At 48.2% G+C, this 12,108-nt stretch carries 10 protein-coding genes; 1 reads left to right on the forward strand and 9 read right to left on the reverse strand.

What is annotated here, in order from left to right:
- Positions 1 to 36: 36 nt before the first annotated feature.
- Entirely contained in the window at positions 37 to 1,740 is a 1,704-nt protein-coding gene (locus tag KNQ14_RS00450; RefSeq protein ID WP_035395827.1) for a methyl-accepting chemotaxis protein, read from the reverse strand.
- 189 nt (positions 1,741 to 1,929) lie between these two features.
- On the opposite strand from KNQ14_RS00450, the gene KNQ14_RS00455 reads away from it, so the two are divergent.
- Positions 1,930 to 3,288 carry an alanine/glycine:cation symporter family protein gene (locus tag KNQ14_RS00455; protein ID WP_035395828.1) on the forward strand — a complete coding sequence of 453 codons (1,359 nt, stop codon included), beginning with the start codon at positions 1,930 to 1,932 and terminating at the stop codon, positions 3,286 to 3,288.
- A 210-nt stretch (positions 3,289 to 3,498) separates the two neighbouring features.
- Here the strand turns inward: KNQ14_RS00455 and treC are convergent, their stop codons facing one another.
- The 8 genes from treC to KNQ14_RS00495 form a co-directional block, all read right to left on the reverse strand.
- On the reverse strand, positions 3,499 to 5,139 hold the full coding sequence (treC, locus tag KNQ14_RS00460) for an alpha,alpha-phosphotrehalase (RefSeq protein ID WP_214859202.1): 1,641 nt from the start codon (positions 5,137 to 5,139) through the stop codon (positions 3,499 to 3,501).
- 21 nt (positions 5,140 to 5,160) lie between these two features.
- On the reverse strand, positions 5,161 to 6,600 hold the full coding sequence (treP, locus tag KNQ14_RS00465; RefSeq protein ID WP_214859204.1) for a PTS system trehalose-specific EIIBC component: 1,440 nt from the start codon (positions 6,598 to 6,600) through the stop codon (positions 5,161 to 5,163).
- Between the two features lie 182 nt (positions 6,601 to 6,782).
- Positions 6,783 to 7,490 carry a trehalose operon repressor gene (gene treR / locus KNQ14_RS00470; protein ID WP_023469529.1) on the reverse strand — a complete coding sequence of 236 codons (708 nt, stop codon included), beginning with the start codon at positions 7,488 to 7,490 and terminating at the stop codon, positions 6,783 to 6,785.
- Between the two features lie 128 nt (positions 7,491 to 7,618).
- Positions 7,619 to 8,266 (reverse strand): DUF4352 domain-containing protein, encoded by a 648-nt coding sequence (locus KNQ14_RS00475; protein ID WP_055969310.1) that lies wholly within the window; start codon positions 8,264 to 8,266, stop codon positions 7,619 to 7,621.
- Between the two features lie 11 nt (positions 8,267 to 8,277).
- Entirely contained in the window at positions 8,278 to 9,636 is a 1,359-nt protein-coding gene (locus KNQ14_RS00480; RefSeq protein WP_058704141.1) for an alkaline phosphatase, read from the reverse strand.
- A 170-nt stretch (positions 9,637 to 9,806) separates the two neighbouring features.
- Positions 9,807 to 10,781 (reverse strand): hypothetical protein, encoded by a 975-nt coding sequence (locus KNQ14_RS00485; protein WP_075643031.1) that lies wholly within the window; start codon positions 10,779 to 10,781, stop codon positions 9,807 to 9,809.
- A complete protein-coding gene (locus KNQ14_RS00490; RefSeq protein WP_251138248.1) occupies positions 10,774 to 11,598 on the reverse strand; it encodes an ATP-binding cassette domain-containing protein in 825 nt (274 codons plus the stop codon). The genes KNQ14_RS00485 and KNQ14_RS00490 overlap by 8 nt, the downstream gene beginning before the upstream one ends.
- Before the next feature lie 35 nt (positions 11,599 to 11,633).
- Positions 11,634 to 12,002 carry a GntR family transcriptional regulator gene (locus tag KNQ14_RS00495; RefSeq protein ID WP_023469524.1) on the reverse strand — a complete coding sequence of 123 codons (369 nt, stop codon included), beginning with the start codon at positions 12,000 to 12,002 and terminating at the stop codon, positions 11,634 to 11,636.
- Between the last annotated feature and the right edge of the window lie 106 nt (positions 12,003 to 12,108).

Here is a 12,108-nt window from a genome sequence, read left to right on the forward strand (position 1 = left end):
CTTCACATCCAATCGGAAGTGAGGGGCTTGTCTCATTTAGACTTGAAATTGACGTAATACCTCTTTTAATGCTTCCGCCTGCTGTTGACTGACGGAAGTCTGTTCATGCACATCTCGGAACGCTTGAACGGAATGATTGATTTGCTCCGACATCGATTGAGTGCCTTGCGCCCCATCATTGACGGTGACCGCAACGTCATGGATGACACCGAGCATATTTGCTGTCAGTTCCTGAAGTTGACCAGCTTGAGCGGCAAAATGTTCTGCTGCATCACCAAATAATTGCGCATCATCACGGTATTGAATCGAGGCATCTTCGAATAAATCATAGTCTTTGACGACCTTTGTATCGATGAAAGAGAGCATCTCACCGGACGCGGCATTCAAGTGTTCGACGGAATCGATGACGGAGAGTGAGACGTCTTGAATTTGTTCAACGGTATCTCGACTGCTCTCGGCGAGTTTTCGAATCTCATCGGCGACGACGGCGAAGCCTCGACCGACTTCTCCGGCACGTGCTGCTTCAATCGAAGCGTTAAGGGATAATAAATTCGTTTGCGCCGCAATTGAAAGGATCGCGTCAGACAAAACGGAAATTTCCTTAACGGCTTTCGCCCGTGCCATCGCATCTTCCAGTTTATTTTTTGTTTCGAAGAGAATTTGAGTGGCGGTCTGTTTCGCTTCTGTGGCGACAACTTGAAGCGATTCAGCACGACCGCCGACTTCTTGAGCGCGTTTTCCGTTCGCTTCTGCGCCGGAGACGATGTCATGAATCGTCGCTTCCATATCGACGGCAGACGAGTTCATCTCTTCAGCTGAAGCGGCTGTCTCTTGCATACCCGCCGATAAGTTTTCAATCGTATGCGAAGTCGACGCCATATCTTGATCGAGTTCGCTGATTCGACCAGAGACATGACGAGAGGTCGACACGACGTGTGTTGCCGTATCATCGACTTGGACAATAATTGTTCGTAAGTGAGCGATGAATTGATTCATCGACTTGGCGATTTGTCCAATTTCGTCCTCTCGTACGACGTCGAGTTGCGCCGTCAAGTCACCACCTTGTGTTGCGAGTTCATGCGTTTTCGCCTGCAGTTGACGGAGTGGACCGAAGATTGAGCGTAAAATCAAGACGGTGAAGATGACACCGAGCAATCCGACGACACCGATGATCGTGAACAGCATAAGGTGCGCCGTATTAGCGGCGCTGGTGATAGCGTCACCATTTTTACCAGCTTGTTGATTATTGTATTTCACGATTTTCGTCAATTGATCCGAAACAGCGAAGTATGAATCACGACTCTCACCTTCATAATAGGTGACCGCTTCTTTTTGAGTTTCTGGTGTACTGAGGGCGAGAAGACGATCAGTCGTCTCATTGAAAGTTTGCCATTTTTTTGTGAGATCATTGTACAGTGCGCGATCGCTTTCTAAATAAATCGTTTTTTCGTATTTCGCGAGATTCGCATCAACGGTCGCTAAACCGTCTTTGACACGCTTATCATAACCGGCTTTGATTTCTGGATCATTTTCTTGAATGTGTAGTAATTCGACACGTCGTAAATCAGATAGAGCAGTATTCGTTTCATGAGATAAGTTCAGACCGGGAATCCAGGACGAGGTGATCGTTTGACTCTCTTGGTCAACACGATTGAGAGAAGATGCGCCGTATAACCCGACACCGATCAAGCTAAGCAAAAGGATGGAGGACAATAAGATAAGCTTCGTTTTAATCTTCATATGATTCGCTCCTTTTTTTGCAAGATGAACTATTCATTTTCTTGATTATAACGTCACAAGTAAAAAATTTACTTATTATAGAAAAAATTAAAATGTAGAATAGTTTTATGAAAAAATAGTTTGACAATTATCAGTAAATTCTGAAAAAATGGTAAGGAACTATAGATTACATAGGGGGAGGTAAAACGAATGGGAAATTCATTTAGTGACTGGATTGGTAAGGTGTCCAATTTTGTTTGGGGACCACCGTTACTCATTCTGTTGGTCGGTACGGGGATTTACTTGACGATTCGCTTAGGATTCATTCAAATTACCAAACTGCCATATGCGCTGAAGCTTGCGTTTTCAAAGCATCAGGACGATAAGTCAGAAGGTGACATCAGTCACTTTCAAGCGTTGATGACGGCACTGGCTGCGACCGTCGGTACGGGGAATATCGTCGGTGTCGCAACCGCTGTCGTCCTCGGGGGACCAGGTGCGATCGTCTGGATGTGGTTGTCCGGTCTGTTCGGGATGGCAACGAAGTACGCGGAAGCGATTCTTGCCGTCAAATATCGCGTCGTCGATGAAAAAGGACAGATGGCAGGAGGACCGATGTATTACCTTGAGCGTGGACTGAAGCAGAAATGGCTCGGTGTCTTGTTTGCTGCATTCGCTTCGATCGCTGCGTTTGGTATTGGAAACGGGGTCCAGACAAACTCGGTCGCCCTCGCGATGAAATCGACGTTCGATGTGCCACTTTACGTGACGGGGATCGCGTTGATGGTATTGACGGGTGTCGTCATTCTTGGTGGGGTCAAATCGATTGGAAAGGTCGTCAGTCTATTCGTTCCGTTCATGATTTTCTTCTATGTCGGAAGTGGCTTGCTGATTCTCGTCATGAACTATGACTTGATTCCAGGTGCGATCTCGACGATCTTCAGCAGTACGTTCTCAAACGAAGCCATCACGGGTGGGGCAATCGGGGCAGCGATTCGTTATGGTGTCGCGCGTGGTGTCTTCTCGAACGAAGCAGGACTCGGTTCAGCACCGATCGCAGCCGCTGCTGCGAAGACGGACTTCCCGGGGCGTCAAGCGCTCGTCTCGATGACGCAAGTCTTCCTCGATACATTGGTCGTCTGTTCGATCACGGGTCTGACGCTCGTCATGGGGGGACAGTTGGACACGAAATTAGAAGGCGTCGAGTTGACGACAGCAAGCTTCGAGGTCTTCCTCGGTCCTGCCGGGAAATACATCGTTACGATTGGTCTCGTCATGTTCGCTTACTCGACGGTCCTCGGTTGGTCGTATTACGGTGAAAAGTCGATCTATTATCTATTTGGTCAAAAATCAATCCTACCGTACCGCATCCTGTTCGTTTTAGTCGCCGGAGCCGGCGCGATGACGACGAACTTGAACATGGTCTGGGCGATTTCCGATGTCTTTAACGGATTGATGGCGATTCCGAACTTAATCGGTTTGATTGGATTGTCTGGCGTCGTCATTGCCGAGACACGACTGTTCCGCGAACAGTTGAGACGAGAAGAAGCGAATCGGAAGGTTTCGTAGGATACATGCTCTAAAAACGAGTTCGTGTATGATGAAGTATGAGAAAAGGGAGATCACGTTCCGGGTCATGTACTCGGATGGTGATTTCCCTTTTTATTTGATCCGAAAGAAATACGAATGTGCATCATACTCGACTCCCGCCTGTGGAAAGCGAGGATGATAAAACATGCGTTGTTAGAGATGGTGATCAAGAGAACAACAAGAGATGCATCACTTTTTACGATAAAGCATCAAGGATTCATAAGGACGTAACGTCAGAGTGTGATCTTCTGTCTGCATCTCCTGGTAGTTGTGAATCAACACCGTATAGTCCGACCCGTCACGAGGTAACGTGAACGTCGTGTCTATTCCGTAGAAGTTCGAAACGACAAGCAACTCTTCCTCGTTCGTTACGCGTTCGTACGCCCAGAGTGACGGATCGTCTGGTGTCAACAGACGGTACGAACCATCCGTGAGCACGTCATACTGTTTACGGAGTTGAATCAATCGTTTGTAATGATGATAGACCGAGTTTGGGTCTGCGACAGCCGACTCGACATTGATGTGATCATACGTCGGCGAGACCGGGATCCACGGCTCGCTTGTACTAAAGCCACCGTTGAGTGCGTCTGACCATGGCATCGGCGTCCGCGCATTGTCACGCGACTTTTGACGAATCGCAGCGAGAATCGCTTCTTCCGTTACGTCGTTGTCCCGAGCTTCCTGATAGGCGTTCAATGTCTCGACATCGCGGTAGTCGGACAGATCCGTGAAGTCCGGATTCGGCATGCCAATCTCTTCTCCTTGATAGATGTACGGTGTACCTTGTAGACCATGAAGCGTCGTCGCGAGCATCTTCGCACTTTCGACGCGATACGTGACGTCGTCACCAAACCGGCTAACGACGCGTGGCTGATCATGATTGCACCAAAAGATCGCGTTCCATGCTTGTCCGTTCATGCCGGATTGCCAGTCGGAGAAGATCTGTTTCAGTTGCGTGAAATCAAACGGTGCTGCCGTCCATTTCTCACCGTTCGGATAATCGACTTTCAAATGATGAAAGTTGAATGTCATCTTCAGTTCTTGTTCATCAAGCGATGAATAACGAAGACAGTGTTCAAGTGACGTCGATGACATCTCACCGACAGTCAAGAGATCGTGTCCGGCAAAGACTTCTGCGTTCATCTCTTGCAAGTAGTCGTGGACGTTCGGTCCGTCCGTATAATACGTCCGTCCGTCTCCTGCTGGATCGTTCGGAAGACCTGGCGTCTTTGAGATCAAATTGATGACGTCGAGTCGGAAGCCGCTGACCCCTTTATCCCGCCAAAAGCGCATCATGTTGTAAACCTCTTCCCGTAAACGTGGATTTTCCCAGTTCAGATCCGCTTGTGTCTTGTCGAACAGGTGCAAGTAATACTTGCCGGCCACCTCATCGAACGACCAAGCAGGACCACCGAATTTCGATACCCAGTCGTTCGGTGTATCGCGCCAGATAAAATAGTCGTGATACGGGCTGTCCGGGTGACGTCCTTCTTCGAACCAAGAGTGCGACGTCGAGCAGTGATTGACGACGATATCCATCATGACAGACAAACCGCGTTGTTTCGCTTCTGCGAGTAACGTCTCGAAATCGTCCATCGTTCCGTACGATGGATCAATCGCGTAATAATCACTGACATCATAACCATTGTCGTTTTGCGGTGAGGCATAGACCGGCGTCAACCAAAGATAATCGACACCCAGATCCGCCAGATAATCGAGTTTGGCAGTGACGCCACGTAACGTACCGGTCGCTTTGCCCTCCGGACTATAAAAACTCTTCGGATAGATTTGATAAACGGCGGATTTGCGCCAATCGGTTGTCGTGATCATTAGATACACACCTTTCTAGAATTACGCTGCTTTTTTCAGGGCAGCTTTTTTTGCGCGTTTCGTTGAGACATAGTGGAACAGGAACGTACAGGCGACAGGAACGATGATCGCGATCACCATGCCGACGATGAATGACAGAATCGAGCCTGGTACGATCGAAATGAAAGCAGGTAATCCGCCAACACCGATCGCAGGAGCAAGAACGCCACTGACGGCGATGAAAGCTGACGCGATCGCTGAACCGACGAGTGCCGCGTAAAACGGATATTTGAATCGGAGATTGACCCCGAACATCGCTGGTTCCGTGATCCCGAAGTAGGCGGATAAAGCGGACGTTGATGCCATGTTTTTATCGTTAACGTTTTTCGCGAGGAAAAGCATCGCGAGTGTTGCTGAACCTTGGGCGATGTTCGAAATCGCGATCATCGGCCAGATGAACGTCGTTCCGCTTTGTCCGATCAACTGTAGATCAACGGCGATAAACATGTGGTGCATGCCGGTAATGACGAGCGGCGCATAGAGTGCGCCGAAGAGTAAGGCACCAAGTAACGGAACAGCTTCGAACGTATTGACGACACCGATCGTAATCCAGTCACCGACTTGACGCGTGACCGGTCCGATGACGGCAAGGGCGAGGAAGCCCGTCAATGTGATCGTCGTAATCGGTACGACGAGTAATTGAACCGCATTCGGTACCCGTTTTTTGAGCCAACGTTCAATCGTACTGAGGACATAAGCAGCGGCGAGTACAGGGAGGATTTGTCCCTGATAGCCGACTTTTTCAATTTCAAAGAGACCGAGAATGTTGAACGTCGGGATTTCACCTTTTAGAGCACTTTGTCCGTAGTTCCAAGCGTTTAGAAGGTCGGGGTGAACAAGCATCAGACCCATGACGATCCCAAGAATCTCACTACCACCAAATCGCTTCGTCGCTGACCAACCGACGAGTGCTGGGAGGAAGACGAAGGCCGTATTGGCCATCATATTGATGAGATCCCAAAGTCCTTGTAAGTTCGGATAACGATCGATCATTGTCTTGCCACCGAACTCGATTCCGAATAGATTATTGATTCCCATTAAGAGACCAGCAACGATGATTGCCGGAATGATGGGCATGAAGACATCAGAAAAGACTTTAATCAATTTTTGGAACGGATTCATCTTAGCAGCGCCAGACGATTTGACATCTGCGATCGTTGTTGCCTGTAAGCCGGTCAGTTGAATGAATTCTGCATAGACACGGTCGACGTCTCCGGCACCAATGACGATTTGGTAGACACCCGCGTTCAAGAACGCGCCTTTGACCAGTGGAACTTCAAGTAAGGCTTCTTGATCGACAAGCTCTTGATTCTTAAGGGTTAAACGAAGACGGGTGACACAGTGAGCTGCCTGCTCGACGTTCTCCTTGCCTCCGATGTTCTCAATGATTTGCTCTGCAATCTGACGATAGTTTGGTTTCATCTCGATGCTCCTTTTTGGAAGTGACATACTCGACCACTCTTGAAATGAAAACGTTTTCTTATCTGCGCACACTTATCTTAACTTATCTATATAAGTTGGTCAAGAACTTATATAGATAAGTTGGGGAGAGTAAAAAAGAGAGAACCCGTCATCTACGGATTCCCTCATTTAAAAATGCATATTCAACGACGGGCAATATCAGTGAACTGAAACTTATCGAGCCGGTGACGCGATTCCGTCCGTTCGAAATGTTGTCCTTCATAGAAATACGTATCGTTCGTGACGACGATGACATGCGTCATATCGTGAAGGTCGAGTCGTTCTTGGTCTTCGCGTGTCGCAGGACGGGCTTCGATTTTTCGTTTCGCGTAGCTGATTTGCCGACCAAGTGTCTCTTCGATGTACTGATAGATCGAACCTCGAGCGATGTCAGTCGTTAGTCCGGGCACAAGTGCTGTCACGAAATGATTGATGTCACGGATGACACGTTCACCATCGATTTGGCGAATGCGTTCGATGCGTGTCACGTCCGTTCCTTCTGCCACATGTAATAACGAAGCGAGTTCAGCGGAAGCGGAAAGGACGTCGCAGGATAAGACATCCGTCTCGACGGTATGACGCCCCATCCGGCGATGTGCTTCCGAGAAGCTGACGATGCCGTTGAATTGGAACTCGATCGCTTCTTGCGACAGGACGAAGACACCTTTCCCCTGATGTTTACGGACGAAGCCTTTTTCTTGCAGGGCATCAATCGCTTTTCGAACCGTTCCGCGGCTCGCCTCGAATTCATGCATCAATTCCGTTTCAGAAGGTAATTTCGTTTCGGCCGGAAGCGTTCCTTCCTGAATCCGCTGTGCGAGCTCGTGATAGATGTTTAAATACTTCGGCATATGATCCGTCCTTTACACTCAAATAATGCCTTTAGTGTAGCACGGAACGATTACAGGCACCAAAATAGCTCCACCTATGATCCGGACATGACCGGAAAATAGATAGAGCGTAGAAGTGTGAATGTCAGTCAACGAAGAGACGTCGAAAACGTCGTTCCTTTTTTGAGGACATCTTGTTTTTCATCGAGAACATCACTCGTCAAGAGTTCAATCGAGTCAACCGGATGTTCCAAGATGAAGCCGAAGTTACCACTCCGTGACTCGGACGGGGCGTAAGTCTTCGCAAGCGACTCCAAATAGACGTCGTCCTCGAGCGTCTTTTCTGTCGCAGCATCGAGTTTGAAGTGGGCGACAGGATTGAACGTGACCGGTTCATTACTTGTGTTCTTGATCGTGACCCGTGTCTTGATCAAATCAAAGGATTCATCGTGCGTAAAGCCATGGAAGAAATCAATCATGCCATAGCTTGGACGAGCATGGAATACTTTGATTTCTTCGATCGTCATCTCGATCGGACCAATCTTCCGTGTTTCGTTCACTCGTTTGAATTGTTTAAGCGTCAGGTCGCCCTTATCATCCGTGACGGTCTGATCGATTTTTGTCAAATCGCGATCGTCTGGAATTTGTGGGTTTGGAACGTAGGCGCTTGTTTTTTCAAGCGATACCGGCTGCTCCTGTTTCGCAGACGCTGGTTCTTTTGGTGTGTCTTGTGATGCTGAAGTGCCACAACCAGCGAGCACCGTCCCGAGCATCAAAGTAGCAAGTATCTGTCTCATGAACATTCTCCTTATTTCTTCGATTTCAAGAGATCGAAGATGATTTTCGCGTGATCCGTGTTGTCGACTTGTCCCGCGAAACGTTCTTTAGCAGGACCGAACGCATAGACCGGTACGTCTTCACCTGTATGTCCACCTGTTGTCCAGCCTGTATGCGAGCGTTCGTTGAAGATTTCTTCAATCGCATTATCGATCTCGAGTAATTTCTTCGATTCAGCAGCGCGGGAGACGCTATCGATTTCTTTATCCGTCAAGGCGAGTTTGTCCTGATCGATATACGTCGTCAACGTCTTGCGGACGTCCGCACCATCGACGATTTTTTGCGCCATGAAGTCAGGTGTTTTCTTTGCCGCTTTGATCGGTTCAGCGAACCAGTTATAGATGCCATCTGCACCGATTGAATATCCACCCGTTGAGTGGTCAGCTGTCGCGACGACGAGTGTATGTTTATCCTTCTTTGCAAATGCGATCGCGGCTTTGAATGCCCGCTCGAAGTCTTCCATCTCACTCATGGCACCGACGATATCATTGTCATGACCGGCCCAGTCGACTTGGCTACCTTCGACCATCAGGAAGAATCCTTTTTTATTCGAGTCGAGTCGCTTAATGGCAGAGTTCGTCATTTGTTCAAGCGATGGGACCGAGTTTTCGCGGTCAATCCGTTTTGGTAATCCACCATCTGCGAACAGACCGAGGACTTGTTTGTTTTTATCACCTTGCAATTGATCCAGATCCGTGACGTAACTGTAACCGTCTTTTTTGAATGCTTTCGTCAAATCAACATCCGGACGGACGAAGTTCGACTTACCGCCACCGAGCATAACGTCAATTTTATGCTTCCCATTGACGCGTTCCTTGAAGTAATCGTCTGCGATCGCGTTCATGTTCTTTCGGCTCTCATCATGAGCACCGAACGAAGCAGGTGTCGCATGCGTGATTTCCGATGTTGCAACGAGTCCTGTTGACTTACCACGTTCTTTCGCTGCTTCAAGGACGGTCTTGACTTCCGATTTATCATTATCAACGGCAATCGCTGCATTATACGTCTTGACGCCGGATGACATCGCTGTTGCTGCGGAAGCGGAATCGGTGACGTTTTCCTTCGGATCTTCCGGATAAGTCATCTGTTGACCAACGAGGTATTGGTCAAACGCTGTTTTTTCAGCAACCGGTGTCGATGGATCGTTCTTTAAGTAACGATGTGCTGATGTATACGAGACCCCCATCCCGTCGCCGATCAAGAAGATGACGTTCCGGATTTCCGGTGATTTAACCGGTTTTGTCTTTGCTTCTGCTTCAGGCATCGAGAGCATCGTACTAAGGGAAAGGGTTGATAAGGCAAAAATCGGAATGATACGTTTTAATTTCATAAGAGTTCCTCCTCGAAAGGTGCTGGGGTTTGATGATTGATACGACCTACAAACTCCACCTTACGGATAGAATGTGAAATCCATGTTTATCGTTTGTAAAGCTTTGTGAAGAATCGATGACAAAAAAATGGACCTTCTGAAAAGTCATTTCAGAAGGTCCATTCGTTGCATTAGCGACTCCACCCAATCATCCGACGATACGAGCTAAACGTCGGCCAGGCGAGAATCGCGATCGCGAGCCAGTACAGGAACTGGTTCTCAGACGAAATCAGACCGATGATGCCAGCGAGCAGAATCGTCGTATAGATCGAGAAGGTGATGATGAGTGCTGGATGTAATTTCGGGAAAATCGTGAAACGCCCGAGACGTTCGTTCGCACCTTTGACATAGAGACGACTACCGAAAATCAGTAAGATGACCGTCAAGGCTAAACTGAACAACACAGCATAGGTGATGTTGAAATCGGTATTGTACTCGAAGAAGAGCGCAAATGGCGTCGTGATCGTCATCAAAAAGCTTGTTGGTTTGTCTAACTCTTCATAGCCCACGCCAAAACCCAGTTGACCGATAGCATAGATACTGAAATACGTGAAGTAATTCAAGAACAAGAAGAACGTTCCGAGTAACAGTTGTCCGATGATATCACCAGCAATCGTTCCGGCGAATAAGAAGATCGTCAAAATCGTCACATCAAATAGAAGGAATAGACCAAAATCTTGAAGGAGTGACGACCACGTGACGTAATCGAACGGATCGATTCCGAATGCTTGCAGTAATAACCAACTAGCAAAAAAGCCGATGATCGGGAAGACGATCAATGTCACGACACCGATGATCCATTTGATCCAGAACAACCAGACCTTCGGGAATGGGAGTGCATGCAAGATCAAACTACGACCACTTCCACGCTCAGAGCCGAGCATCAGGATTGCAAAGACGGCAATCAGAATTGCTGCGAACCCAGCGAAGAACGGACTGACGAGTACAGTGTTGAGTAGATCGGGTTGCTGAGACACATCGTATTTTTCGAATTCATTGATGACGGTATAACTGCCGAACCCATAACTGAAGATTGCGAGCAGAATGAAACAAGCGAGAGGCCAAATACCTTGCTTGATATGATAGCGGATCAATTGCTTAACCATTTCGTTTCCCTCCAAACGTCCCTAAGAAGTAATCTTCCATCTGCACCGGTAAAGCATCCTTTAAGAGAGGGCTTGTCGTTTCAAGATAACGTGCGCCTTCATCCGATAAGACGAGTAACGTCACGACCCGACCCGTTTGGGATAAGACGTGGAGATCGGCATGACTGAGCTCTGGAACATCTTCATAGACGACTTGCCATTTCTGCATGCTAGCTTTGGCATCATCGAGTGCCTTTGGTTCGCGGACGAGGTGTTTTTCGATCGTCATGACACGGTCGGCAAGGGAATCAAGTTCTTCGAGTTGGTGCGAAGCAATCAGAACGGCTGTCTGGCGCTCCGCGAGTAATGAGACGAGTTGTTTCAGATAATCACGTTTGTTGATCCGGTCAAGTCCATCAGTTGGTTCGTCAAGCAAGAGGACCGGGGCATTGGTTGCAAACGCGAGTTGGAGAAGGAACAACTGGGCTTGTCCCTTTGATAAAGATGTCACGCGACGACCACGATCGAGATTCGACGAGCGACAATAATTTTCGATATACGTCTTTTCGAAATTCGGATAGAACGCATTGTAGAAGTTGATCAGTTCGCCAAGTGTCATTTGACGATAGACGGAGACGGAGTCAGGAACGAGAAAGAGGTGCTCCCGCGTCTGCGGGACATGGTGAATGGATTCGTTGTTCCATTCGACCTTTCCGCGTGTCGGCTCGAGGGCACCGACGAGTGTTTTCAGTAACGTCGTTTTTCCGGCACCATTACGACCGATCAACGCGGTGATCGTTCCTGCTGGCAGGGTGAAGGATGCATTTTCATAAATCATGGTACGGTCAATTTGTTTCGTTAGATGAGAAACGGTCAACATGAGGAATCCTCCCTTATGTGTAAGATGAGTTGATAGAGTTCTTCGTTTGAGATCGAGAGTTCGTCGGCGACGGAACAAAGACGGATGAGTGGATCTTGAATAGCGGCTTGTTTGACTTCACTGAGGGGAATATCTGAGATGAAGGAGCCTTTGCCGCGCATCGTGACGATGAAGTTGCGGCTCTCGAGTTCCTGATAGGCACGGGAGACCGTGTTCGGATTGACAAGGAGTGTACCGGCAAGTTCACGAACGGATGGCATCTGTTCGCCGGAGCGGAGTAGACCACGGGCAATCGAGCGGATGATTTGCGTGACTAACTGTTCATAAATCGGCAAGGGACTTTTCGGATCGACGGTGAACATTTCTTCACCTCCTTAAGTGTACTAATTCAATTAATACACCAATTATAGGAATTTTGAATCGGTCTGTCAATGTTTCTTTTCGAGAAGACGGTTACGCCAACGATCG

The sequence above is a fragment of the Exiguobacterium sp. s161 genome, assembly GCF_018619045.1.
Lineage (GTDB): Bacteria > Bacillota > Bacilli > Exiguobacteriales > Exiguobacteriaceae > Exiguobacterium_A > Exiguobacterium_A indicum.